We start from the raw sequence: 23,929 nt of genomic DNA on the forward strand, positions 1-23,929 counted from the left end.
CGCAGGGCGCCCGCAGGGCTAAAGCGCCGCCCGGCTCCCCGTGGACACGGGCATCGTGGCCGTGGCCGCGCGGGCCGCTGCCGTGGAGACCTGACCGGCGGTCAGGACGTAGCCCGTCTCGGAGTTCGATGTGGAGCGGGCGAAGACGACGCCGTAGACCTTGCCGGCGGGGGTCAGCAGCGGGCCGCCGGAGTTGCCGGGGCGGATCGTGGAGCGGACGGAGTAGACCGTGCGGGTGGTGACGCCGTCGCCGTAGATGTCCTGGCCCTTGGCGCGGACCTCGTTGGCGACGGTCGCCGCCCGCAGGTCCAGGCCGCCGTTCTCGGGGAAGCCCGCGACGACCGCCGGGTCACCGCGCCCCGCGCCCTTGTCGAAGGCCAGCGCGGGCGCGTCCAGGCCGGGCACGTCGAGGACGGCCACATCGGTCTTCGGATCGAAGTGGACGACCTTCGCCCGGTACGCCCGTCCGACCCCGCCCACCCGCACGGTCGGGTCGCTCACCCCGGCCACGACGTGCGCGTTGGTCATCACGTGGTGCGCGGCGTAGACGAAGCCGCTGCCCTCCTGGCCGCGTCGCCCGTCGCTGACGTCGGCGACGCCCTCGACCTTGACGACGCTGTCGCGCGCCGCCCGGGTCGCCGACGCGGTGACCGCGTCACCGGACGGCTTGGCGACGCTGGTCGCGGGCTCGTTCTCGAAGGGGTTGAAGACCTGCGGGAACCCCGCGCCGGCCAGCGCGTCCGTGGTGCGGCTGAACCACGTGGGCGCCTGCTCGGGCATCGACTTCTGCACCGCGCCGAGCAGCGTGGATTCCCTTATCTCCTTGGTCAGCAGCACGGAGTTCGCCGAGGCGAGCACGCTCGCGGCCACCCAGCCGACGAGCAGCACCGCCAGCGAGTTGACGGCCGCGCCGCCGATGCCGTCGACGCCGCGCACGGGCGCCCAGGTCAGCCGGCGCCGCAGCCGCCAGGCGAGCCGCCCGGCCAGGGCGTGCCCGGCGGCGGCGAGGAGCAGGACGACCAGGACGGCGACGACGGCCGCGGCCGAGGTCCCGGCATCGAAGGGCTCCAGGGCGTACGGCAGCGCCCAGACCCCGAGCACCGCCCCGCCGAGGAACCCGGCGAGCAGTACGACGCTCGCGACGAGGCCCCGCCGGTAGCCGGAGACGGCATAACCGACGACGACCAGCAACAGAAGCAGATCGAGCAGGTTCAACGCGGGGTGCCCTTTCCGTCTCGCGCGGCCCCCCGATCGCGCCCACAGGTATGGACTGGGGAAAACGCCCGTAGAAGGACCAACGGTTCCCTTTCGTGGCGTACGCCACATGCCGGCTCCGGTGAGTGGACCCGATGGGGCGAACGAAAACGATGAACGGCAGCGGCGGTCGGGTCCGGGCACGAAAAGGCCCGGCGGCGGCCTCCTCGGTCTCAGGAGGCCGCCGCCGGGCGGCCCGCGCGCGGCCCCCGTCCCCACGGGGTCGGCGCGGTCGCCGGGGCCGCCCGCTCCTGTGGAACGGGCGGCCCCGGACGTCACGGGTCAGACGCTGACGGGCTCCCGCTTCGCGTCGGGGCCGGAGTCCGCGCCCGCCTCGGCGCCGAGCTGCTTCTGCAGCCCCTCGCCCTCGACGTCCACGTTCGGCAGGATCCGGCCGAGCCAGCCGGGCAGCCACCAGGCGGACTTGCCGAGCAGCGCGAGGACGGCGGGCACGATGGCCATGCGGACGACGAACGCGTCGAAGAAGACCGCGATGGCCAGACCGAAGCCGATCATCTTGACCATCGACTCCGAGGAGCCGATGAAGCCCGCGAAGACACTGATCATGATCACGGCGGCGGCGCTGACGACCCGGGCACCGTGCCGGAAGCCGGTCACGATCGCCTGGCCGGGCCGCTCCCCGTGCACGAAGGCCTCGCGCATCCGGGTGACGAGGAAGACCTCGTAGTCCATCGCGAGCCCGAACACGACACCCACCATGAAGATCGGCATCATGCTCATGATCGGCCCGGTCTCCTCGACGCCGAACAGACCGCCGAGCCAGCCCCACTGGAAGACCGCGACGACCGCGCCGAGCGCGGCGACCACGGACAGCAGGAAGCCGAGCGCGGCCTTGAGCGGCACGAGCAGCGAGCGGAAGACGACCATCAGCAGCAGGAAGGCGAGGCCGACGACGAGCCCGAGGTAGGGCAGCAGCGCGTCGTTCAGCTTCTGCGAGACGTCGATGTTCATCGCCGTCTGACCGGTCACCAGCACTCGCGCGTCGGCGTCCGCGGCGGTGGCCGCGCCCTTGTCGCGGATCGCGTGGACCAGGTCCTCGGTCTGCTTGCTGCTCGGCTTCGACTTCGGGATGACCGTCACGATGGCCGTGTCACCGGCCTTGTTGAAGCTCGCCGGGGTGACCGGGGCGACGGCGGCGACGTTGTCCAGGCCCGCCACCGTCTTGGCGACGGCCTGCGCGGCGGCCTTGGGGTTGTCGGCGCCGGAGCCGTCGACGACGACCATCAGCGGGCCGTTGAACCCGGGGCCGAAGCCCTCGGAGAGCAGGTCGTAGGCCTTGCGCTGGGTGGTGGAGGTCGACTGCGCCCCGTCGTCGGGCAGGCCCAGTTCCAGCGAGGCGGCGGGGACGGCGACGGCGCCGAGCCCGAGCACACCGGCCACCAGCACCAGGGCCGGCCTGCGCAGCACGAAGCGCGCCCAGCGGGTGCCCATGTTGGGCTTGTCCTCGTCCTTCGCCGCGCCCGGCTCGGCCTTGCGGTCCTTGCGGGAGAGCACCTTGCGGCCCGCGAAGCCCAGCAGCGCGGGGATGAGGGTGAGCGCGATGAGGACGGCGATGGCGACCGTGCCGGCGGCGGCCAGGCCCATCTTCGTCAGCATCGGGATGTTGACGACGGCGAGTCCGGCCAGGGCGATGACGACCGTCAGACCGGCGAAGACGACGGCCGAACCGGCGGTGCCGACCGCCCGTCCCGCGGCTTCCTCGCGCTCGCGGCCCTCGGCCAGCTCGGCGCGGTAGCGGGAGACGATGAACAGCGCGTAGTCGATGCCGACCGCGAGGCCGATCATCGTGGCGAGCGTCGAGGTGGTGGAGCCGAGGTCCAGCGCGGAGGCCAGGGCGGCGATCGAGGACACCCCGATGCCGACGCCGATGATCGCGGTGAGCAGCGGCATGCCGGCGGCGATCAGCGAGCCGAAGGTGATGACCAGCACGACGGCCGAGACGGCGATGCCGATGATCTCGGAGGTCCCGCCGGCCTCGGGTATCGCCTGGAGGGCGCTGCCGCCGGTCTCCACGGTCAGCCCGGCGTCCCGCCCGTGCGTCGCGGCGCCCTTGAGGGTGTCGAGCGAGTCGTCGGTGAGGCTGTTGGCGTCGACCTTGTAGGTGACCGACACATAGGCCGTGGTGGCGTCCTTGCTGACGGCCTGCGCCTGGAAGGGGTTGGCCGTCATGGCCACCTGCGGGCCCGTCAGCTCGCCGACGGCCTTCTCGACCACGGCCTTGTTCTTCGGGTCGGTGATCTTCTGGCCGTCGGGGGCCTTGAAGACGACACGGGCGGCGGCGCCGTCCGCGCTCTGGCCCGGGAAGCGCTTCTCCAGCAGGTCGAAGGCGCGCTGCGCCTCGGTGCCCGGGATGGAGAAGCTGGTGCTGCCGGGGCTGGGTGCGGTGGCGGCGCCGACGCCGGCGACCGCCAGCAGCGCCACCCAGATGAGGGCGACGAGCCGGCGTCGCCTGAAGGCGAGACGGCCCAGTCTGTAAAGGAACGTGGCCACGAGGAGTTGTGCTCCCGTCGGGTCGAGAAACGGAACAGGGCGTGGGGTGCCGGCCCGACGACGAGAGCGGCGCGTCAGGTGGTCGGTGGGGGTGGGGGTACTAGAGGCCGAGTGCGGGGACGATCACGGCGTCCACGTACGCGGTGAGGAACTCCGCGTCCACCGGCCGGTCCTCGATCAGCGGCTGGGCGATGAAGGCCCCGAGCAGCATGTGCGGGACATAGCGCAGTGCGGGGACGTCCGGGGCGACCTCACCCCGGTCGATCGCGCGTTGCAGCATCGCCTTCAGTGCTTCGATCTCGGGCTCGACCAGCAGTTCGCGCAGCGCCCGGAGCAGGTCCGGGTTGGTGTGGACGGCATGGCCGAGCCCCCGCATGAGGGCGGTGTCCTTCTCCATCTGGGCCTTGTCGGCACTGCACACCATGGCCTGGAGGTCACCACGCACACTGCCGGTGTCGATCTCCCCCAGCTGCACGGGTTTGCCGTGCCGCAGGGCGCTCGCGACCAGCTCCGGCTTGCCCTTCCACTGGCGGTAGAGGGTGGCCTTGCTGGAGCGCGTACGGGCCGCCACGGCGTCCATGGTCAGGGCGTCGTAGCCGACCTCGCGCAACAGATCGAGGACGGCGTCGTACAGCTCTCCCGCTCGCTCGGACGTCAGCCGGGTGCGCCGCGCCGGTGGCTTGGGTGATTCCGTCGGCATTGCCGCGCCTCCCTTCAAGCATGGAACGAAACGGTTTCGTACACCAGAAGCGTACGCCGCGGGCGAGCGAAACGGGTTCGTTTCGATGGTGTTCTACGTCACGGACCGAGTTGCCGCGGGGTGCGGGGCCCGAAACGATGGTCGGGTGAGCGATGCGTATCTGCGGTTCCCCCACCTCCACGGCGATCTGCTCTGCTTCGTCGCCGAGGACGATCTCTGGGTGGCTCCGCTGGCTCCCGAGGGGGCGGGCGGTGACACCGGGCGGGCCTGGCGGCTGACCGTGGACCGGACGCGGCTGGGGCATCCGCGCTTCTCGCCCGACGGGCGGCACATCGCGTTCACGAGCTGGCGCAGCCTGGACCCCGAGATCCATCTCGCGCCGGTGGACGGCGGCCCGGCCCGCCGGCTCACCTACTGGGGCAGCAGTGACACCCGGGTCTGCGGCTGGGCACCCTCCGACCGCAACGGCGGCCATGACATCCTCGCCGTCTCCTCGCACGGCCAGCCGTTCTCGTACTTCTCCTGGGCCTACCGGCTGCCCACCGACGGCAGCCCCGGCCTGCGGCTGCCGTGGGGCCCGCTGTCCGACATCGCGGTGGGCGAGCTCGACGGGGAGCACCGCACCCTGCTGCTCACGGGGAAGCCGCCGCACGAGCCGGCCTCCTGGAAGCGCTACCGCGGCGGGGCGACGGGCCGGTTGTGGCTGCACGGGCAGCGGTTGGTGCCGGACCTGAACGGCCATCTGGACTCGGCGATGTTCGTCAGCGGCCGGATCGCCTTCCTCTCCGACCACGAGGGCGTCGGCAATCTGTACTCCTGTCTGCCCGACGGCTCCGAGCTGCGCCGGCACACCGACCACGCGGACTTCTACGCCCGGCACGCCTCCACCGACGGCTCGCGGGTCGTCTACCAGTGCGCGGGGGACGTGTGGCTGGTGGACGACCTGGGCCCGGCGGCCACCCCGCGGAAGCTGGACGTCCGGCTCGGCGGGCCGCGGGCCGGGCGGCGTACGTACCAGGTGCAGGCCGCCTCGCACGTGGACGCGCTGGCCGTGGACGCGACGGGCCGGGCCAGCGCGGTCAATGTACGCGGCAGCCTGTACTGGCTCACCCACCGCGACGGCCCGGCCCGCACCATCGCCGACACCCCGGGCGTACGGGTCAGGCTGCCGGAGATGCTGGGCTCGACCGGGCAGGTCGCCTATGTGACGGACGCGGAGGGCGAGGACGCCATCGAGGTCGCGCAACTGCCGCGCGCGACCGGGCCGGCCGAGCCGCGCCGGCTGGCGGCGGGCCGGATCGGCCGGGTGCACGAGACGCTCGGCTCGCCGGACGGCGAGCTGCTGGCGGTCGCCGCGCACGACGGGCGGCTACTGCTCGTGGACACCTCACCCGACGGGGACGGCGAGGTGTCCGAGCTGATCCGGTCCACCAACGGGCCCGTGCGCGACCTCGCCTTCTCGCCCGACTCGGCGTGGCTGACGTGGTCGCACCCCGGCATCGGCCGCTCCCTGCGGCAGATCAAGATCGCGCGGCTGTCGGACCGGCTGGTCGTGGACGTCACCAACGGCCGGTTCGAGGACGAACAGCCGGTGTTCACGCGCGACGGCCGCTATCTCGCCTTCCTCTCCTGGCGCGGCTTCGACCCGGTCTACGACGTGCACACCGGCGATCTGTCGTTCCCGCTGGGCTGCCGCCCCTATCTGGTGCCGCTGTCGTCGGCGACGCCCTCGCCGTTCGCGCTGTCGGCGGAGGGCCGGCCGGCGGCGGGCGGTCTCGACGCGGACGACGGCGGCGGTGACGGCTCGGTGATCGTGGAGGTGGAGGGGCTGGAGAGCCGGGTGACGCAGTTCCCGGTGGCCGCCTCCAAGTACTCGGCGCTGCACCCGGTCAGCGGCGGCGGTCTGGTGTGGCTGCGCTGGCCGATCTCCGGCGCCCTCGGCGAGACCTTCGCCAACCCGGCCGACACCTCGGGCCGCCCGACGCTGGAACACTTCGACCTGGGCAAGGCCAAGCGCACCGAACTGACCAGCTCCATCGACTGGTTCGCGGTCAGCGGCGACGGCACCCGGCTGGTCGTCAACGACGAGGGCGAGCTGCGGGCCGTTCCCGCGACGGACATCGGCGACTCCGACTCGACCGTCTACATCGACATGCGGCGCGTCCTGCACGACGTCGACCCGGCGGCGGAGTGGCGGCAGGCCTACGAGGAGGCGGGCCGGATCGTCCGCGCCTACTTCTGGGAGCCGGACATGTGCGGCATCGACTGGGACGGGGTGCTGGCTCAGTACCGGCCGCTGGTCGAGCGGGTCGCCTCCCCCGACGAGTTCGCGGACCTGCTGCGCGAGGTCCTCGGCGAGCTGGGCACCTCGCACGCGTACGTCGCGGCGGCCCGCCGCAACGAGGGCCCGCCGCACTACCAGCGCGCGATCGGCCTCCTGGGGGCCAATCTCACGCACCAGAAGGACGGCTCCTGGACCGTGCGGCGCATCCTGCCCGGCGAGTCCTCGGACTCCAAGGCCCGTTCACCACTGGCCGGGTCGGGCATCCGCGAGGGCTCGGCGCTCACCCACGTCGACGGGCGCCCGGTGGACCCGGTCACCGGCCCGTACCCGCTGCTGGCGGCGGCGGGCGGCACCACGGTGGAGCTGACGTTCCGGCCCCCGCCACCGGAGGAGGGAGCGGACGACGCCACGCCCCCGCCCGCCCGCCGGGTGGCCGTCGTGCCGCTGATCGACGAGCGGCCGCTGCGCTACCAGGACTGGGTGACCAAGCGCCGCGCCGTCGTCCGGGAGTTGAGCGGCGGCAAGTGCGGCTATCTGCACATCCCCGACATGGGCGGCTCCGGGTGGGCGCAGTTCAACCGGGACCTGCGGATGGAGATGTCCCGCCAGGCGCTGATCGTGGACGTCCGGGGCAACGCGGGCGGCAACATCAGCGAGCTGGTCGTGGAGAAGCTGACCCGCACGATCGTCGGCTGGGACCTGACGCGCGGCGCCCAGCCGGTGAGTTACGCGAGCAACGCCCCGCGCGGCCCGGTCGTGGCGATCGCCGACGAGATGACGTCCTCCGACGGCGACATGATCACCGCCGCGTTCAAGCTCCAGGGCATCGGCCCGGTGGTGGGCCTGCGCACCTGGGGCGGTGTGGTCGGGATGACCGGCCGGCACCGGCTCGGTGACGGCAGCGCGATCACCGTGCCGATGAACGCGGCGTGGTTCGACGCGTACGGCTGGGACGTGGAGAACCACGGGGTCGAACCCGACATCGAGGTGGACCGCACACCGCTCGACTGGGCGGAGGGCCGCCACAAGCAGCTGGACGACGCGGTGCGGGTGGCCCTGGACCTGCTGGAACGGCACGGCTGCACGAAGCCGCCGGACTACTCGGCGGTCCCGGACCTGCGCCGGCCGAAGCTGCCGCCGCGCTGATCCGCCGCGCTGCTCGCCGGAAAACAGCCCGTCCGGCGTTTGAGGACGCGCCCGCAGGGCGCCCGCCGCCGCAGGCGGCAAGACGACCCGCCGTCGGCAGACCGAAGCTGCGCCGCGCTGCTCGCTGAGGGCATTGGCATGAGTAAGGGGCGCACCCCCGTGGGATGCGCCCCTTACCGGCTCTTGCCTCTTACCGACGGTCGTCCATCTCGTCCTGGATGTCGTCGAAGCTGCGCTGACCCTGCTGCCGTGCCTCGTCGGCACGCTGGCGCAGGCGGTCCTGCTCGCTCTGGCCGCGCTGGGAGGCGTCGCTCTGCTTGTCCTGCATCTTCTGCTTGGCCTTCTGGGCCTTCTCCTGCATCTCGTCCTTGATGCCCATGCTGATTCACTCCTAGTGAGGGTGAGTGTCCGGGGCCGTCGAGCGGCCCCGATTCAGCGTGGCACGCACCATCACAGCGCGCACATCGTACGATTACCCTCCGCTATCAGCCCGCTCTACCGTCCCGCGCGGGACTTCTCGTCGGCGGCTCCCCCGGCCCCCACCAGCCCGCCGCGCATCCCGGCCAGCCGCGGCTCGAAGCGCCGCATCTCGCGCTGTCCGCCGACCGCGAGGAGGCCGGGGAGATAGCCACGAACGGCCTGGAGGCCGCGCAGCCACCCTTGCGCGTAGACGTGCGCCGAGCGCCGCTCGATGCCGGCGACGAGCCGGTCGACGGCGGGGCCCAGCGGGTAGGTGCGGTTCGCGGGCCAGGGCAGCCGCTGCCGCAGCTCCCGCATCACCTCGTGCTGGTCGGCGCCGCGCACCATGTCGGTATCGGTCCAGCTCAGATAGCCGACCCCGACCCGTACGCCCTTGTGGCCGACCTCGGCGCGCAGACAGTGCGCGTACGCCTCGACGCCCGACTTCGAGGCGCAGTAGGCGCTCATCATCGGCGCCGGGGTGATGGCGGCGAGCGAGGCGATCTGGAGCAGATAGCCCCGGCTCTCGGCCAGTACGGGCAGGAAGGCGCGGCCGGTGACGGCACTGCCGATCAGATTGACCTCGACGACCCGGCGCCAGTCGTCGACGTCGGAGTCGGCGAAGGGGCCGCCGGCGGCGACACCCGCGTTGGCGACGACGATGTCGACCTTGCCGAAGCGGGATTTGACCTCGCGGGCGACGCGGACCATCGCCTCGTGGTCGGTGACGTCGGCGTGCCAGTGCGCCGCGTCCTCGTACAACGACTCGGCGACGCGCCGCAGTTCCTCCGGTTCCAGGCCGACGAGGGCCAGCTTCGCGCCGCGCGCGGAGAGCTTGCGGGCGAGCAGCTCGCCGACGCCCCGGGCCGCGCCGGTGACGACGACGACCTGCCCCTCGAGACCGACCCGGCGGCTCATCGGCCGGCCTCGGCCGCGACGGGCGCGGCGACGCGCGCCCGGCGTGGCAACCGCAGGAGCTGGTACTCGGCGAGGTCCACCCGACGGGTGACCTTGCGGAACTCGGCGGTGGTGCCGGGCCAGAGCGTGGTGTTCCGGCCCTGCGCGTCCAGGTACCAGCTGTCGCAGCCGCCGGAGCTCCAGACCGTGCGTTCCATGCGGGCCCGGACCATCCGGTCCCAGGCGTTGACGGCCGAGGGACGGGCGTCGAGCGCGGCCCGGCCGCCGAGGGTGTCGAGCTGCCGCAGATAGTCGGCCAGGTAGTTCAACTGCGCCTCGATGATGAGGATCAGCGAGTTGTTCCCGAGGCCGGTGTTGGGCCCGATGAGGGTGAGGAAGTTCGGGAACCCTGCGGCGCTGGTGCCGCGCAGGGCCTTCATACCGTCCTTCCACGACTCGGCGAGCGTGATGCCGTCCGCACCGGTCACCCGCTCGGCGATCGGCATGTCGGTGACGTGGAATCCGGTGCCGAAGACGATGGCGTCGGCCTCGGTCTCCGTGCCGTCGGCGGCGACGAGCGTGGAGCCGCGCACCTCGGCCAGCCCCGATGCCACGACGTCCACATTGGGCCGCGCGAGGGCCGGGTAGTAGTCGCTGGAGAGCAGGACGCGCTTGCAGCCGAGGCGGTAGTCGGGGGTGAGCCGGGCCCGCAGCGCCGGGTCCTTGACGGCTCTGCGCAGATGGGCCCTGGCCAGGCTCTCCACGAGGCCGAGCGCCTCGGTCCGCTTGGTGAAGGCGCTGACCTGCAACTCCCGTACGCCCCACAGCAGTCCGCGCCGGATGGCCCGGGTGGCGGGGACACGGGCGTGCAGCCGGCGCTCGACGGCGGTGATCCGCCGGTCGAAGCGCGGCAGCACCCACGGGGGTGTGCGCTGGAAGAGGGTGAGGCGCTCCACGTCGGGCTGGACGGCCGGCACGATCTGGGCGGCGGAGGCGCCGGTGCCGATCACCGCGACGCGCTTGCCGCGCAGGTCGTAGTCGTGGTCCCAGCGGGAGGAGTGGAAGACCTTGCCGGGGAAGGTGCCGAGGCCGGGGACGTCCGGGATCTTCGGGTCGCACAGCGGGCCGGCCGCGGAGACGACGACATCGGCGGTGAGGGGCCCGGCGGCGCTGTCGATCTCCCAGCGCAGCTCGTCGGCGTCCCAGCGCAGGGACCGCACCTCGGCGTCGAACCGCAGATGCGGCCGGAGGCCGAAGATGTCGGCGACCCGCTCCAGATAGGCGCGGATGTGCGGCTGGCCGGAGAAGGCGCGCGGCCAGTCGGGGTTGGGGGCGAAGGAGAAGGAGTAGAGATGGGAGGGCACATCGCAGGCGCAGCCCGGATAGGTGTTGTCCCGCCAGGTCCCGCCGACGGCGCCGGCCCGCTCCAGGACCACGAAATCGGTGATGCCCTCGCGGCGCAGCCGCACGGCCGCCCCCAGCCCGCCGAAGCCGGACCCGATCACCGCCACCCGTACGTGCTCACCCTTGCCGCCGACCATGCCGCCGCCTCCGGATCGACTCGACCATGCCAGCAGTCACTGGCATGGTGGGGAGCGTAGGGCAGACGTTCGAGGAGCGATAGGGGTCAGGGACAAGGAAGTTACCGGCGGTCGCACCTCTCGGCGGCCGGACCCCCAGGGCCTAGGCTGCGAGGGTGGCGAACGACGAGAGCGGTGGCCCGGACACCCCTGGTGAAGAGCGCGAATACCGCGTGGCGGAGCTGGCCGAGGAGGCCGGCATCACCGTCCGCACGCTGCGTTTCTACCGGGAGCGCAAGCTCGTCCCGCCGCCGCGCCGGGAGGGCCGCATCGCCTGGTACAACGGCCACCACCTGGCCCGGCTGCGCACCATCACGGCCCTCCTGGACCGCGGTCACACCCTCGGCGGCATCGCCGAACTCCTCAGCGCCTTCGAATGCGGCCGCGACGTCGGTGACCTCCTCGGCCTCAGTGGCGCGATAGCCGCCCCCTGGTCCGAGGAATCCCCGGTACGCCTCACCCGCGACGCCCTGGCCGACCATTTCCCGGGCGAGGACACCGACGAAAACCTGGCGACCGCCCTGGACCTCGGCTATCTGACCACGGACGGCGACGACCTCGTCCACACCAGCCGCCGCCTCCTGGACGCGTCAACGGCCCTCGTCCGCAACGGCGTTCCGCTGTCCGCCGTCATCGCGGCGGGCCGAGAGGTCCGCACCCACGCGGACGCCCTGGCCGACACCTTCACGACCCTGGTCCGCCGCCACGTCCTGGCGGACATCCTCACCCACGCGGCCTCGGGCGACCCCTTGCCCCCCACGGAGGTCGCCCGCGTGACGGAAACCCTGGACCAGCTGCGCCCGATCGTGAAGACGGTGGTGGACGCGGAGGTCTCCATGGCGATGGACCGCCGCGTACGAGCGGAGCTGGAATCCTGGCGGGAGCCGCCGCCCGCGCCGGTCTGATGCCTTGACCCTCACACCGTGTCAGGCGCTGAACTCGGAGACATCATGTTCACCATCGGAGACTTCGCCCGGCACGGCCGCGTATCGGTCCGCATGCTGCGTCACTACGACGCCACCGGACTGCTGCCCCCGGCCCACGTCGACCCCGCCACCGGCTACCGGTACTACTCGGCTGCCCAGCTGGCCCGCCTGAACCGCGTCATCGCGCTGAAGGACCTCGGGCTGACCCTCCAGCAGGTCCGGCAGATCCTGGACGAGAAGGTCACCACCGAGGAACTGCGCGCCATGCTGCGGCTGCGGCGGGCCGAGCTGGAGGACGCCATGGCCGCCGCGGCGGCGCGGCTGGTCCAGGTCGAGGCGAGGCTCCGGTCGATCGAGAGCGAGGGGCACATGCCCACGAACGACGTCGTCATCAAGAGCGTCCCGGCGATCCGGGTGGCGGAGCTGACCGCGACCGCCGCGAGCTTCGAGCCCGAGGACATCACCCCGGTCATCGGCCCGCTCTACGACGAGCTGTTCCGCCGCCTGGACGCGGCCGGCGTCACGCCCGCGGGGCCCGGCGTCGCCTACTACGAGGACTCCCCGGAGGGCGGCGGCAGGATCACCGTCCACGCCGCCGTCCAGGTCACGGCCCCGCTCCAGGACGGCCCCTTCCGGGTCCACGACCTCCCGCCCGTCGACCGGGCGGCGACCATCGTGCACCGCGGCTCGGTCGACACCATGCTCCCCACGGCCCAGGCCCTGGCCGTCTGGGTCGACGAAAACGGCTACCGGTCGGCCGGATACCCACGGGAGATCAACCTGGAATGCCCGGACGACCACGACGCCTGGGTGACCGAACTCCAGGCACCGGTGACCAGGCCCTGACGCCCGATCCGTGCGGGAGTCCCGGCTGAGCCGGCCCGGCCCGCGTTCCTCCCCGAGGCACGCGGGCGGGGCCCTCGCTGCCGTGCGTTACTTGTCGAAGACCGCCGTCACCGGTGCGTGGTCGCTCCACCGCAGGTCGTGCGTGGCCGCCCGCTCCACGACCGCCTTCAGGGCCCGCTCCGCGAGGCCCGGCGTCGCGACGAGGTAGTCGATGCGCCAGCCGGAGTCGTTGTCGAAGGCGCGGCCCCGGTAGGACCACCAGGAGTACGGGCCCGCGACGTCCGGGTGCAGGGCGCGGACCACGTCCGTGTACTCCGTGAAGACCTTCGTCAGCCAGTCGCGCTCCTCGGGGAGGAAGCCCGCGCTCTTGCGGTTGGCCTTCCAGTTCTTCAGGTCCGCCTCGGTGTGGGCGATGTTCCAGTCGCCGCAGACCAGCACCTCGCGCCCGTCCGCCGCCGCCCGTGCCTTCAGGCCCACGAGGTACGGCAGGAACTCCGCCATGAAGCGTTCCTTCTCGTCCTGCCGGTCCGTGCCGACCTCGCCCGAGGGGAGGTAGAGGCTGGCGACCGTGACGCCGGGCAGGTCGATCTCCACGTAGCGGCCGCTGCCGTCGAACTCCGCCGAGCCGAAGCCGATGCGCACGGCCTCCGGCTCGCGCCGGGAGTAGACGGAGACGCCCGCGCGGCCCTTGGCCGCCGCCGGGGCGTGCACGGTGTGCCAGTCGGCGGGCTCGCGCACCTCGTCGGGGAGCTGGTGCGGCTCGGCGCGCACTTCCTGGAGGCAGACGACGTCGGCTTCGGTCTGCGCCAGCCAGTCGACGAAGCCCTTCTTGGCGGCGGCGCGGAGGCCATTGACGTTCACGGTGGTCACGGTGAGCATTCCGGCACGATACCGACCTCTGAGACACCCCTGCCGCACTCCGCCGGTACGACCGTACGATTTCCGGATGCTGATCGTGACCGCCGCGTACGACCATCCCGACGCCATAAAGCTCAATGACCAGGTGCAATTGGAGTACGTCGAGCGATACGGCGACGGTGATCTCACCCCGCTGGACCCCTCGCAGTTCGCCCCGCCGCGTGGCCTGTATCTCATCGCGTACGACCCCGACGGCTCCCCCGTCGCCACCGGCGGCTGGCGGGCGCAGGAGCGCAACGAGGAGGGGTACGCGGACGGCGACGCCGAGCTGAAGCGGATGTACGTGGTGCCCGAGGCGCGCGGCCGCGGGCTGGCCCGGCGGATCCTGGCAGCGCTGGAGGACAGCGCCCGGGAGGCCGGGCGGACGCGCATGGTGCTGGAGACCGGCGACCAGCAGCCCGAGGCGATCGCCCTGTACCTGTCGAGCGGCTACGCCCCGGAGGTGCCGAAGTTCGGGCTGTACCGTGGCTACGACAGCAGCCGCTGCTTCGCCAAGCCGCTGCTCCGCCTCCCGAACGGCTGACGACTCCCGAACGGCCGACGGCGTCCTACGAGCGCCCCTCCGCGATCGCCCGCTCGACCTCCTCGCGCACCCGGTCCGCCGGGTAGCGCGTGGAGACGTCGCCGTACGGCGCGAGGAGGTCGTCGACGATGTCCGGGCCGTTCTCCTCGATCTGGGCGACCAGGACCGTGCTGCCCGGCGGCACCTCGGCCGCGAGCATCTCCAGCGCGGCGTTGTCGGCGGTGGCCTCGCGCGCGTCGCGCATGCCCCCGATCAGACCGCCCGCGCCGAATCCGATCATGATGCCGAGCGGGCCGCCGAGGATACCGAGGAGCCCGCCGATCAGGCCGCCCACGGCGAAGGCCCGCGCGGAACCGGTGTTGTCTACGGCGTCGGGGAAGTCGAGGGCGCCGTCCGCGTCCCGGGCGATCACCGCCCCCTCGTGCAGCCTGATGTCGTCGTCCGCGTGCGCCTTCCGCAGCGCGTCGAGCGCCCGGTGGCCCACTTCGGGCCCGTCGACGTTCATGAACAGGACGTTCTCGTCCATCGTGTCGCTCCCCTCTCAGCTTCTGTCGTCCGCGAGGCTCCTACGGCTCCACTCTTGGGGCTGCCGCCCGGACGCGCACCTCAGCCTCACCCCTGTCCGGTTGCCCCCTGTCCGGCCACCGACGCCCGCAGATCCAGCGTCGCCTCCGCTCCCCCGCCCTCCGGGTTCGCGAAGGCGAGCCGCGCCCCCAGCACCCGTGCCTGTCCCGCCGCGATCGTCAGCCCCAGGCCGAGCCCCGAACCCGAGCCCGTACGGAACCGCTGCGGCCCGCGCGCCAGCAGCTCCGGCGGGAACCCCGGGCCCTTGTCCCGCACCCGGACGAGCCCGCCGTCGACCTCCACGACGACCGGCGCGCCGCCGTGCCGGAAGGCGTTGGTGACGAGGTTGGCCAGGATGCGCTCGACGCGCCGGGCGTCGGTCTCGACCACGCAGTCGCGCTCGATCCGCACCTCCGCCGTCTGCCGACCGTCCATGACGACCGCGCCGACCGCCCGCCGCGTCAGCTCGCCCAGCGCCCGTACGTCCGTGTCGGCGCGCTCGGCGGAACCGTCCAGGCGGGCCACCTCCAGGACGTCCTCCATCAGGCCGCGTACCCGCTCGGCCCGTTCCCGCACCATCTCCGCCGGCCGGCCCGGCGGCAGCAGCCCGGCGGCGGCGACCAGGCCCGCGACGGGGGTGCGCAGCTCGTGCGCGATGTTGGCGGTGACCTCCCGCTCGGCCTGCAGTCGGGCGGAGAGGGCGTCGGCCATGGTGTTGACGGCGATGGTCAGCCGGGCGATCTCGTCCTTGCCGCCGCGCGGGCGGAGCCGGGCGCTGTGGTCGCCCCGGGCTATCCGTTCGGCGATGCGGGCGGAGGCGTTGAGTCGGCGCCCGGCCACGGTCGCCAGCGTCACCCCGACGACGCCCGCGAAGGCGGTTCCGAGGCCGCCGGCCAGCCACAGGACCTCGTCGAGATCGCGGAGGTTGCGGGTCTGACGCTCGTAGGGGTGCCTGAGGGCGACGATGTCGTCGCCGACGCGGCTGGCGGCCCACAGGACCGGACGGCCGCCGCTGCGGTCCAGGTAGGTGGCGCGCTTGCCGCGCTCGGCGGCCTCGCGCAGCGGCGCGGGCAGGCGCTCGGGGTTCACGAGCGCGCGGCGCCGGTCGGGGGTGCGGTGCCGGTCGACGCCGGTGGCATGGTCCTCGACGGCCGTGCCGAGCCGGGCGTCGAGGGTCTCGCGGGCGGTCTCCAGCTGGTTCACGGCGGTGCGGTGGTGGACGACCAGGCCCATGATGACGGCGACCAGGGCAGCGGTGGCGGTGATCACCACGCCGATCTTCGTACGCAGTCCCATGGGGTCGGGCTCCTCGGCGGTCAGCTCGGCAGTCGTCTCGGGGATCGGCGCGGCAGTCCTCTTGGGATCGGCTCCGGCATCAGCCCTGGATTCAGTCCACGAAGTCGGCCCCGGTTCAGCCCTGGGGGACGAAGAGCCGCAGGTCGCGCAGCTCCTCGCGCTGCCCGGGCGGCAGCCCCTCGGCACTGACCGTGGCCCGGCTGTAGTAGCCGACGCGGTCGTGCCGGACGAGCCCGGTGAACGTGACCTCGGCCCTGACCGGCTTGTCGCGGCAGGCGGGCGCGCACCGGGCACCCGACACCTCTCCGCTCGCCTCCGCCGTCGGCCCGCCCCAGCTCCGCCAGCGCAGTCCGGTGAGCGTGACGTCCTTGCCGATGTCCAAGGACTCCGGCCGTCGCAGACGCGGCTTCGGCACGGTCTGGGCCACGAAGACCGGGCCGCTGGTGACCGAGGGACTCTGCGCGGGACCGGACACCTTCAGCCCTCCGGGATCGGCGCACCCGCACAGCGACATGCCCAGCAGCCCGCCGGCCAGTGCCAGGGCGCCGATGGTCGCGGTGAGTGGTCGCACGGGGTTCCTCATACCGATGGGACGGAGCGGGCTGATGCGAGCGGTCTGAACTGCGGTGCGTCGGTCACACCCCGCAGGTTGGTCACATCCCGTGGGGCCATTCGTGCCAAATGTAACCGGCGTGGCTGGATTGCTGCCCGTGCCCTTGGCCCTGTTCGATCGTTTGCTCATAGGATCTTCGCGCTCAAGTGGTCCAGTCCAGTCGCCGCAGTGCCATGGTGGAGGTCACTCATGCACATCGCCCGACGTTCGATCCTCGGCGCCCTCGCGGGAACCGCCGCCCTCACCGCGGCGGGAGCACCCGCCGCCGCGTCCGGAGTCGTCGCATCCGGTGCCAACGGATCCACAGCGGCGAGCACGACGTCCGGCCGATCGGCGGCCGCGACCACGCCCCCGGACGCCGCGAGCGACGCGGCAGCGGCCGCGCTGGCCCGGCTGCTGCCCCGCCACCACGGCCAGGTCACCTTCCGCACCGTCCCGCCCAGGAACGGCACGGACGCCTTCCGGGTCTCGGGAGAGGAAGGCGCGATCCTCGTGGAGGGCAGCACTCCGGCCGTCCAGCTGACCGGCTTCCACTGGTACCTCAGACATGTGGCGCACGCCCATTTCTCCTGGACCGGCGCGCAGACCGACCTCCCCGACCGCCTCCCCGGCGTGCGTACCCCTCTCGTCCGGGCTTCGAACGTCACGCACCGGTTCGTCCTCAATGACACCAACGACGGCTACACCGGCCCGTACCAGGGCTGGGCGTACTGGGAGCGCGAACTCGACGTCCTGGCGCTGCACGGCTTCAACGAGGTGCTGGTCTACGCCGGTGCCGACGCCGTCTACCACCGCACATTTATCGAACACGGTTACAGCGACGCCGAGGTCCGCCGATGGGTTCCCGGGCCCGCGCACCAGCCGTGGTGGCTGCTGCAGAACATGTCGGACTTCGGCGGCCCGGTCTCCCGCGGCCTCCTCGACCGGCGCACCGCGCTCGCGCAGAAGATCGTGCGGCGGCTGCGCGAGCTGGGCATGACCCCGGTCTTCCCCGGCTACTTCGGCACCGTGCCGCCCGGTTTCGCGAGCCGCGAGCCGGGCGCGCGGGTCATCCCCCAGGGCGACTGGGGCGGCTTCCCCCGCCCCGACTGGCTGGACCCCCGCACGGCCGCCTTCGGCCGGGTCGCGCGGACCTTCTACAAGGTGCAGCAGGAGCTGTACGGCGCGACGTCGATGTACAAGATGGATCTGCTGCACGAGGGCGGCAAGCCCGGGGACGTCCCCGTCGGTGACGCCGCCCGGGCCGTGGAGAAGGCCCTCCGGGCCGCGCACCCCGGCGCGACGTGGGTCATCCTCGGCTGGCAGGACAACCCCCGACGGGAGATCATCCAGGCCGTCGACCGGTCCCGGATGCTCATCCTCGACGGAATCTCCGACCACTACCCCAATGTGACCGACCGGGAAGCGGACTGGTCCGGCACCCCGTACGCCTTCGGGTCGATCTGGAACTTCGGCGGCCACACCGCGCTGGGCGCCAACACCCGCGACTGGGCCGAGCTCTACGAGCGGTGGCGCACGAAGGACGGCAGCGCCCTGAAGGGCATCGCGCTGATGCCCGAGGCCGCCGACAACAACCCCGCAGCCCTCGCCCTCTTCAGCGACCTGCCCTGGACGGAGGGCCGGGTCGGGCTGACGGACTGGTTCCGGCAGTGGCCGCACTACCGCTACGGCGCCGCCGACCCCCAGGCGATCCGCGCCTGGGACGTGCTGCGCCGCACCGCCTACGGCACCACCCGCGCCGACGGCTGGAGCGAACCGGCCGACGGCCTCTTCGGCGCCCGCCCTGACCTGGCCGTCACTCGCGCGGCCAGCTGGTCGCCGAAGCAGTTGCGCTACGACGCCAAGGAGTTCGACAAGGCCCTGCCCCAACTCCTCGCCGTGGCCCCCGCGCTGCGCCGGAGCACGGCCTACCGCTACGACCTGCTCGACGTCACCCGGCAGACCGTCTCCAATCGCAGCCGGCTGCTGCTGCCACGCGTCAAGGCCGCCTACGACGCCCGCGACCGGTCCCGCTTCCGCTCCCTCACCCGCGAGTGGCTGGACTGGATGACGCTGCTGGAACAGACCGTCGCCACCGACGAGCGCCATCTGCTGGGCCGCTGGATCGCCGACGCCCGCGCCTGGGGCTCCTCCGCCGCCGAGCGCGACCGCCTCGAGTACGACGCCGTGTCCCTGCTGACGACCTGGGGCCCGCGCGACTCGGCCAACCGCGGCAAGCTGCGCGACTACGCCAACCGCGAGTGGTCCGGGCTGGTCGGCGGGCTCTACCGGCTGCGCTGGAAGACGTACTTCGACGAACTGGACGCGGCGCTGGCGGCGGGCCGGAAGCCGAAGGCCATCGACTGGTTCGCGCTGGAGGACCGCTGGACCCGACGTCATCCCGGCTACTCCGCGAAGCCCACGGGCGACATCGTCCGCGTCGCACGCAAGGTGGCGAACAAGCTGTAGCCGATCAAGCCCGTCCGGCGTTTGAGGACGCGCCCGCAGGGCGCCCGCCGCCGCAGCCGGGCAAGACCCCGGCCGGCAAGGCCATGGCACAAACCGTGGGGTCACCGTCGTTGACGCCACCCCACGGCAGCCGCAGGCTGAACCCGTGGATCAGCAACGCATCGTTTTCGTCGCTTTCGAGGGATTTCAGCTCCTCGATCTCACCGGCCCGTTCGAGGTGTTCCAACAGGCCGCCCGGCTCCGTCCCGGCTACTCCTGCGAGACCGTGGGACCCGCCGCGGGGCTGGTGCGGTCGAACAGCGGACTGCGGGTACACGCCGACCACGGCATCGGCGATCTGGACCCGCGCGGCATCGACACCCTGGTGGTGGCCGGTGGCAGTGGGGTGGATGAGGCCCGGACCGATCCGGCGCTGGTGGCGTGGATCGCCGCCGCCGGCGTCACGGCCCGCCGGGTGGCCTCGGTGTGCAGCGGCGTGTTCCTGCTCGCCGCCGCCGGGCTGGTCGCGGACCACCGGGTCACCAGCCACTGGAGCCGCGACGGCCAACTCCGGCGGGAGTACCCGGAGCTGGCCGTCGACACGCATCCGATCTTCATCCGCGACGGCCGGGTCTGGACCTCGGCGGGGGTGACCGCCGGGATGGACCTGGCGCTCGCCCTGGTGGAGGACGACCACGGGCGGGAAGTCGCCCACGCGATCGCCCAGGAACTGGTGCTGTTCCTGCGCCGGCCGGGCAGCCAGGCGCAGTTCAGCGTGCCGCTGTGGTCGGCCCAGCCGTCCACCGACCCGATCCGGGCCGCGGTGTCGGCGGTCCACGCCGACCCCGGCGGCCCGCACTCCGTCGGCGATCTGGCCGCCCGCGCCGGGCTCAGCCCCCGCCATCTCCAGCGCCGGTTCACCGCCGAACTCGGCGTCCCGCCCGCCGAGTACGTGGAGCGGGTCCGTATCGAGGCCGCGCGGCGCGCGTTGGCCGAGGGCGACGCCCCCGTCGCGACCATCGCCCGTCGCTGCGGCCTGGGCAGCGCGGAGACCCTGCGGCGCGCCTTCCACCGCCATCTCGGCGTCCCACCGTCCGACTACCGCGACCGGTTCCGGTCGTCGAAGGAGCACGCATGACCACCTACGGCATATTGATCTTCGAGGGTGTGGAGGAGCTGGACTTCACCGGGCCGTGGGAGGTGTTCACGGCCTCCTCGATGGTGCGCGGCCACACCGACACGGCCGTCCTGATAGCCGAGCACCCCGGCCCCGTCCGCTGCAACAAGGGCATGCGGGTGCTCCCCGACCACACCTTCGACGACCATCCGCCGCTGGACGTGCTCCTGGTCCCCGGCGGCAACGGCACCCGCCGCCAGGTGCACAACCCCGCGCTGATCGAGTGGCTCACCGAGACGTCCGGCACCGTCTCCTGGGTCACCGGCGTATGCACGGGCGCGCTCCTCCTGCACGAGGCCGGCCCGGCCCGCGGCCGACGGGTGGCCACCCACTACGCCTTCGAGGACACCCTGGAATCCCGCGGCGACGTCACCGTGGTCCGCGACGCGCGCTATGTCGTGGACGGGAACCTGATCACCAGTCAGGGCGTTTCGGCGGGCATCGACATGGCGCTGTGGCTGATCGGCCGGATCCACGGCCGCGACCACGCCCGCGCGGTCCGCCGCTACATCCAGTACGAACCCGCCCCGCCCTACCTCGCCGACGAACCCCTCCTCGCCCAAGGGGCGTAAGGGGCGGAACCCCGGCGGCCGTCTCCCAACAGCCCCCACAACGACGGAATCCCGCCCGATCGTGATGATCGGACGGGATTCCGTCTGTGCTGTGGACCTGAGGGGATTCGAACCCCTGACCCCCTCGATGCGAACGAGGTGCGCTACCGGACTGCGCCACAGGCCCTTGCAACGAGTGAAACTCTAGCACCTCCATCCGGGTGCTCGGAAATCCACTCCCCGGCCGCTCCCTCCCTGGTCAACCAAGGTGGCGGGAGGTGACCGGCGTCACTCGTTGGCCGCGCGCGGGCGGTCGTCGTCGGCGTACTGGTCGAAGAGCGGGGTGCGGCCGCGCTCGCGGGGGCGGCGGCGGGAGCGGCCGCCGCGGCGCTCCTCCGCGGGCTTGCGGCCGGCGGCCGGCTCCGCGGTGCTGGAGCGGGCGGAGCTCCAGGTGTCCGGGGCGCCGAGATCGGCCGAGCCGCTCGCGCGGGGGGCGACCGGCGCGGTGACGTACGTCGGCAGCGGTACGGGCACGGGCTCCCAGCCCTCACCCGTGCCGCGGTCGCGGTCACGCTGCTGGTCGACCCACTCGGCGTGGTCGGTCTGCTCGACGAGCGCGCGCCGGCCCGCGCTGTGCGCCGAGGGCTCGGGCTGCGCCGCCGACGCGGGTGCCGCGGTGGCGTCGGGGTCAGCGGGGGCGGCGGCGGTCGCGGGATCCGGCGCCGCCGGGCGAGGGTGAGGGCGGCCCTCACGGAGCCGCTGCGCGGCGAGTTCGGCGCGGCGCTGGTCCATGGTGAAGGCGAACCGCCGCTTCTCCTGGACGCGCAGATAGACGATGTACGCGCTCAGCAGCGCCGCGGGTACGGCCGGCGCCCACAGGAAGGCCAGGCCGCCGACGCCCGCGACGATCGCGCCGAGGGTGAAGGCGAGGAAGAGCAGCACGGTGGTGCGCCGCCGCCGCGCGAGGACCTTCGAACGCCGGGCGCGCTCGGCCGCCGACGGCACCGGGGTGGCCGAGGGCGCGCCGAAGGACCGGACGTCGACCATTTCGGTCGCCGCGTCCGGCGCGGGCGCGCGAAACTCCGGCTCCGCCGGGTCGGCGGAGGCCGGCGCGTCGTCGGTCGCGCGCACTTCCAGGTCCTTGGCGTAACGGCGCTCCATGCCCGCCCGTCCGGACAGCAGCCGGATGGCTGTGCTGAAGCGTTCCGTCGGACGGGCTTCATTGAGCTCGTCCTGCCTACGGAGCCACATCGGCACCAAGTAGGCGGCCCAGGCCCCGACGATGACTGCGTAGATGAGGCCGCTGCTGCTCACACTTCACACCGTAGAGGGGACCGCACAAGGGATTCCGCCAATTGGCCCGGTGTGTCGCACGATCCGGCTGATATCTCGAACTTTTTTTGTGATTGTTGGGCCCGAAGAGCGTCGAATACCGTCAATTGACAGTCAAATTCGAACATTTATTCAATTACTGGGGAGCTGCCGACTACCGGAGCCGCCCGGGCCGTGCGGACCCCCCGGGCCACGCGGGTCGCCGGGCTCGGCCGGCCGGACCCGGTGCCAGCGGGCCAGCAGCCCTTCCCCCGCCTCCTCGGCGGTCAGGACGTAGACGAGATGGTCGCGCCAGGCGCCGTCGATGTGCAGATAGCGCGGGCGCAGTCCCTCCTCGCGGAATCCGAGTTTCTCCACGACCCGGCGGCTGGGCAGGTTCTCCGGCCGGATGCACACCTCGACCCGGTGCAGCCCGACCGTGCGGAAGCAGTGGTCGACGGCCAGGGCGACGGCCGTCGGCATGACCCCCCGGCCCGCGACGGCCCGGTCCACCCAGTAGCCGACGTGGGCCGAGCACATCGAACCCCAGGTGATGCCGGCGACGGTCAGCTGCCCGGCCAGCTGACCCCGGTACTCGATGACGAACGGCAGCATCCGCCCCGCCTGGGCCTCCGCCCGCAGATGGCGGACCATCTGCCGGTAGGTGGGGCGCCGGGCGACGATTCCGCCGGGCGGTGGCGGCGGGATGGTCGCCTCCCAGGGGCGCAGCCAGTCGCGGTTGCGTCCGTTGACCTCCCGCCAGGCCCGCTGGTCACGCAGCTTTATGGGGCGCAGGACGACGTCGCCGTCCGCCAGCCGGGCGGGCCAGCCGGCGCTCAGCTGGGGCTCCCGGCCGGTCTCGGGTGGTCCCCGCCGTGGAGCTGGTCGACGGCGTGCGTCAGCAGCCGCTCCAGTACGGCGAGCCCGTCGCGGACCCCGCCCGTCGAACCGGGCAGGTTCACGATCAGGGTGCGGCCCGCCACCCCGGCGAGCCCCCGGGAGAGGGCGGCCGTGGGGACCTTCTCGCGGCCCTCGGCCCGGATGGCCTCGGGGATGCCGGGGATCTCGTAGTCGAGGACGCGGCGGGTGGCGTCGGGGGTGCGGTCGGTGGGCGAGATGCCCGTGCCGCCGGTGGTCAGGACGACGTCGTAGGCACCGGCCACCGCGTCCCGCAGGGCGGCCTCGACGGGGTCGCCGTCGGGCACCACGCGCGGGCCGTCGACGGTGAAGCCCATCCGGGCCAGACCCTCGGCGAGCAGCGGGCCGCCCTTGTCCTCGTACACCCCGGCCGCGGCACGGTTGGAGGCGGTGACGACGAGCGCGCGGCGCGCTCCGGAGGCCCCGCTCATGCCGTCGTCCCCCCGGCCGGGGCCCGCAGGTAGGTGCCGGACTTCCCGCCGGTCTTCTCCTCGACGCGGATGTCCGTGATGACGGCGTCCTTGTCGACGGCCTTGATCATGTCGACGACGGTCAGGGCGGCGACGCTGACGGCGGTCAGGGCCTCCATCTCCACGCCCGTGCGGTCGGTGGTCTTCACCGTGGCGAGGATCTCGACCGCGTCGTCGGCGACCGACAGGTCGACCTTCACCCCGGAGACCGCGAGCGGGTGGCAGAGCGGGATCAGATCGGGGGTGCGCTTGGCGCCCATGATGCCCGCGATGCGGGCGGTGGCGAGGGCGTCGCCCTTGGGGACGCCCTCGCCCCGCAGGAGTTCCACGACACGCGGGGAGACACGCACCCGGCCGCTCGCCCGGGCGGTGCGGGTGGTGACGGCCTTCTCCGAGACGTCGACCATGCGGGCCGCCCCCGCGTCGTCGAGATGGGTGAGGCTGTGGGGGGTGGCGGGGGGCAAAGGGTCCTGGGCGCTGCTCATCGTTCTCCCGGTCCGGTCCTTGTGGGCAGACACCGTACCGGGCGGGACGGGTGGCCGGTCGGGAAGGACCACG

The 23,929-nt window shown here is 72.8% G+C and carries 21 protein-coding genes and 1 tRNA gene; 7 read left to right on the forward strand and 15 right to left on the reverse strand.

Annotated features, from left to right (window positions below):
• Positions 1–18 precede the first annotated feature (18 nt).
• From AB8O64_RS15145 to AB8O64_RS15155, 3 genes are all read right to left on the reverse strand, one after another.
• Positions 19–1,215 (reverse strand): MarP family serine protease, encoded by a 1,197-nt coding sequence (locus tag AB8O64_RS15145; RefSeq protein WP_370419644.1) that lies wholly within the window; start codon positions 1,213–1,215, stop codon positions 19–21.
• A 321-nt stretch (positions 1,216–1,536) separates the two neighbouring features.
• Positions 1,537–3,765, reverse strand: a complete 2,229-nt coding sequence (locus AB8O64_RS15150; RefSeq protein ID WP_370419645.1) for an MMPL family transporter — start codon at positions 3,763–3,765, stop codon at positions 1,537–1,539.
• A gap of 100 nt (positions 3,766–3,865) precedes the next feature.
• Positions 3,866–4,465, reverse strand: a complete 600-nt coding sequence (locus AB8O64_RS15155) for a TetR/AcrR family transcriptional regulator (protein WP_370419646.1) — start codon at positions 4,463–4,465, stop codon at positions 3,866–3,868.
• Between the two features lie 85 nt (positions 4,466–4,550).
• Between AB8O64_RS15155 and AB8O64_RS15160 the strand changes: the two genes are divergently transcribed.
• Entirely contained in the window at positions 4,551–7,895 is a 3,345-nt protein-coding gene (locus tag AB8O64_RS15160; protein ID WP_370419647.1) for a S41 family peptidase, read from the forward strand.
• Positions 7,896–8,085: 190 nt separating this feature from the next.
• Here the strand turns inward: AB8O64_RS15160 and AB8O64_RS15165 are convergent, their stop codons facing one another.
• The 3 genes from AB8O64_RS15165 to AB8O64_RS15175 all read right to left on the reverse strand — a co-directional run bounded on the left by AB8O64_RS15165 (position 8,086) and on the right by AB8O64_RS15175 (position 10,792).
• Positions 8,086–8,274 (reverse strand): hypothetical protein, encoded by a 189-nt coding sequence (locus AB8O64_RS15165; RefSeq protein WP_370419648.1) that lies wholly within the window; start codon positions 8,272–8,274, stop codon positions 8,086–8,088.
• A gap of 116 nt (positions 8,275–8,390) precedes the next feature.
• Complete coding sequence (locus AB8O64_RS15170) at positions 8,391–9,272, reverse strand: SDR family oxidoreductase (protein ID WP_370419649.1); 882 nt, start codon at positions 9,270–9,272, stop codon at positions 8,391–8,393.
• Entirely contained in the window at positions 9,269–10,792 is a 1,524-nt protein-coding gene (locus AB8O64_RS15175) for a flavin-containing monooxygenase (RefSeq protein ID WP_370419650.1), read from the reverse strand. The genes AB8O64_RS15170 and AB8O64_RS15175 overlap by 4 nt, the downstream gene beginning before the upstream one ends.
• Positions 10,793–10,947: 155 nt before the next feature.
• Here AB8O64_RS15175 and AB8O64_RS15180 point away from each other — a divergent pair, with 155 nt between their 5' ends.
• Both AB8O64_RS15180 and AB8O64_RS15185 read left to right on the forward strand, forming a co-directional pair.
• Entirely contained in the window at positions 10,948–11,736 is a 789-nt protein-coding gene (locus AB8O64_RS15180; RefSeq protein WP_370419651.1) for a MerR family transcriptional regulator, read from the forward strand.
• Between the two features lie 45 nt (positions 11,737–11,781).
• Positions 11,782–12,603 (forward strand): MerR family transcriptional regulator, encoded by an 822-nt coding sequence (locus AB8O64_RS15185; protein ID WP_370419652.1) that lies wholly within the window; start codon positions 11,782–11,784, stop codon positions 12,601–12,603.
• 87 nt (positions 12,604–12,690) lie between these two features.
• Here the strand turns inward: AB8O64_RS15185 and AB8O64_RS15190 are convergent, their stop codons facing one another.
• The gene (locus AB8O64_RS15190) at positions 12,691–13,482 is read right to left on the reverse strand and encodes an exodeoxyribonuclease III (protein ID WP_370419653.1); all 792 of its coding nucleotides are present in this window, start codon (positions 13,480–13,482) and stop codon (positions 12,691–12,693) included.
• Between the two features lie 67 nt (positions 13,483–13,549).
• Here AB8O64_RS15190 and AB8O64_RS15195 point away from each other — a divergent pair, with 67 nt between their 5' ends.
• Positions 13,550–14,044, forward strand: a complete 495-nt coding sequence (locus tag AB8O64_RS15195; RefSeq protein ID WP_370419654.1) for a GNAT family N-acetyltransferase — start codon at positions 13,550–13,552, stop codon at positions 14,042–14,044.
• A 25-nt stretch (positions 14,045–14,069) separates the two neighbouring features.
• Here AB8O64_RS15195 and AB8O64_RS15200 read toward each other — a convergent pair whose 3' ends face one another.
• From AB8O64_RS15200 to AB8O64_RS15210, 3 genes are all read right to left on the reverse strand, one after another.
• The gene (locus AB8O64_RS15200; RefSeq protein WP_356449286.1) at positions 14,070–14,570 is read right to left on the reverse strand and encodes a DUF1269 domain-containing protein; all 501 of its coding nucleotides are present in this window, start codon (positions 14,568–14,570) and stop codon (positions 14,070–14,072) included.
• An 86-nt stretch (positions 14,571–14,656) separates the two neighbouring features.
• Positions 14,657–15,904, reverse strand: coding sequence for an ATP-binding protein (locus AB8O64_RS15205; protein WP_370419655.1), 1,248 nt, complete (start codon positions 15,902–15,904; stop codon positions 14,657–14,659).
• A gap of 115 nt (positions 15,905–16,019) precedes the next feature.
• Entirely contained in the window at positions 16,020–16,475 is a 456-nt protein-coding gene (locus tag AB8O64_RS15210; RefSeq protein WP_370419656.1) for a hypothetical protein, read from the reverse strand.
• A 231-nt stretch (positions 16,476–16,706) separates the two neighbouring features.
• Between AB8O64_RS15210 and AB8O64_RS15215 the strand changes: the two genes are divergently transcribed.
• The 3 genes from AB8O64_RS15215 to AB8O64_RS15225 all read left to right on the forward strand — a co-directional run bounded on the left by AB8O64_RS15215 (position 16,707) and on the right by AB8O64_RS15225 (position 20,693).
• Positions 16,707–18,965: an alpha-N-acetylglucosaminidase gene (locus AB8O64_RS15215; RefSeq protein ID WP_370419657.1), complete on the forward strand. Its 2,259-nt coding sequence runs from the start codon at positions 16,707–16,709 to the stop codon at positions 18,963–18,965.
• Between the two features lie 145 nt (positions 18,966–19,110).
• The gene (locus tag AB8O64_RS15220) at positions 19,111–20,082 is read left to right on the forward strand and encodes a GlxA family transcriptional regulator (RefSeq protein WP_370419658.1); all 972 of its coding nucleotides are present in this window, start codon (positions 19,111–19,113) and stop codon (positions 20,080–20,082) included.
• The gene (locus tag AB8O64_RS15225) at positions 20,079–20,693 is read left to right on the forward strand and encodes a DJ-1/PfpI family protein (RefSeq protein ID WP_370419659.1); all 615 of its coding nucleotides are present in this window, start codon (positions 20,079–20,081) and stop codon (positions 20,691–20,693) included. The genes AB8O64_RS15220 and AB8O64_RS15225 overlap by 4 nt, the downstream gene beginning before the upstream one ends.
• A gap of 92 nt (positions 20,694–20,785) precedes the next feature.
• On the opposite strand, the gene AB8O64_RS15230 is transcribed toward AB8O64_RS15225, so the two are convergent.
• The 5 genes from AB8O64_RS15230 to moaC all read right to left on the reverse strand — a co-directional run bounded on the left by AB8O64_RS15230 (position 20,786) and on the right by moaC (position 23,856).
• A tRNA-Ala gene (locus tag AB8O64_RS15230) sits at positions 20,786–20,859 on the reverse strand.
• A gap of 101 nt (positions 20,860–20,960) precedes the next feature.
• The gene (locus tag AB8O64_RS15235; RefSeq protein WP_370419660.1) at positions 20,961–21,986 is read right to left on the reverse strand and encodes a hypothetical protein; all 1,026 of its coding nucleotides are present in this window, start codon (positions 21,984–21,986) and stop codon (positions 20,961–20,963) included.
• A 150-nt stretch (positions 21,987–22,136) separates the two neighbouring features.
• Positions 22,137–22,823 (reverse strand): GNAT family N-acetyltransferase, encoded by a 687-nt coding sequence (locus tag AB8O64_RS15240; protein WP_370423872.1) that lies wholly within the window; start codon positions 22,821–22,823, stop codon positions 22,137–22,139.
• Complete coding sequence (locus AB8O64_RS15245) at positions 22,820–23,332, reverse strand: molybdenum cofactor biosynthesis protein B (RefSeq protein ID WP_370419661.1); 513 nt, start codon at positions 23,330–23,332, stop codon at positions 22,820–22,822. The genes AB8O64_RS15240 and AB8O64_RS15245 overlap by 4 nt, the downstream gene beginning before the upstream one ends.
• On the reverse strand, positions 23,329–23,856 hold the full coding sequence (moaC, locus tag AB8O64_RS15250; protein ID WP_370419662.1) for a cyclic pyranopterin monophosphate synthase MoaC: 528 nt from the start codon (positions 23,854–23,856) through the stop codon (positions 23,329–23,331). Before moaC ends, AB8O64_RS15245 begins: the two co-directional genes overlap by 4 nt.
• Positions 23,857–23,929: the final 73 nt, after the last annotated feature.

Origin of the sequence: Streptomyces sp. QH1-20 (assembly GCF_041283565.1) — a bacterium.
Taxonomy (GTDB): Bacteria; Actinomycetota; Actinomycetes; order Streptomycetales; family Streptomycetaceae; genus Streptomyces; species Streptomyces syringius.

Bases quoted from the DNA above. Each gene is read 5' to 3' on its own strand.
- AB8O64_RS15155 (WP_370419646.1), bottom strand. From the start codon at position 4,465: ATGCCGACGGAATCACCCAAGCCACCGGCGCGGCGCACCCGGCTGACG.
- AB8O64_RS15245 (WP_370419661.1), bottom strand. From the start codon at position 23,332: ATGAGCGGGGCCTCCGGAGCGCGCCGCGCGCTCGTCGTCACCGCCTCC.
- AB8O64_RS15175 (WP_370419650.1), bottom strand. From the start codon at position 10,792: ATGGTCGGCGGCAAGGGTGAGCACGTACGGGTGGCGGTGATCGGGTCC.
- moaC (WP_370419662.1), bottom strand. From the start codon at position 23,856: ATGAGCAGCGCCCAGGACCCTTTGCCCCCCGCCACCCCCCACAGCCTC.
- AB8O64_RS15195 (WP_370419654.1), top strand. From the start codon at position 13,550: ATGCTGATCGTGACCGCCGCGTACGACCATCCCGACGCCATAAAGCTC.
- AB8O64_RS15165 (WP_370419648.1), bottom strand. From the start codon at position 8,274: ATGGGCATCAAGGACGAGATGCAGGAGAAGGCCCAGAAGGCCAAGCAG.
- AB8O64_RS15215 (WP_370419657.1), top strand. From the start codon at position 16,707: ATGCACATCGCCCGACGTTCGATCCTCGGCGCCCTCGCGGGAACCGCC.
- AB8O64_RS15205 (WP_370419655.1), bottom strand. From the start codon at position 15,904: ATGGGACTGCGTACGAAGATCGGCGTGGTGATCACCGCCACCGCTGCC.
- AB8O64_RS15200 (WP_356449286.1), bottom strand. From the start codon at position 14,570: ATGGACGAGAACGTCCTGTTCATGAACGTCGACGGGCCCGAAGTGGGC.
- AB8O64_RS15185 (WP_370419652.1), top strand. From the start codon at position 11,782: ATGTTCACCATCGGAGACTTCGCCCGGCACGGCCGCGTATCGGTCCGC.
- AB8O64_RS15225 (WP_370419659.1), top strand. From the start codon at position 20,079: ATGACCACCTACGGCATATTGATCTTCGAGGGTGTGGAGGAGCTGGAC.
- AB8O64_RS15160 (WP_370419647.1), top strand. From the start codon at position 4,551: ATGGTGTTCTACGTCACGGACCGAGTTGCCGCGGGGTGCGGGGCCCGA.
- AB8O64_RS15190 (WP_370419653.1), bottom strand. From the start codon at position 13,482: ATGCTCACCGTGACCACCGTGAACGTCAATGGCCTCCGCGCCGCCGCC.
- AB8O64_RS15170 (WP_370419649.1), bottom strand. From the start codon at position 9,272: ATGAGCCGCCGGGTCGGTCTCGAGGGGCAGGTCGTCGTCGTCACCGGC.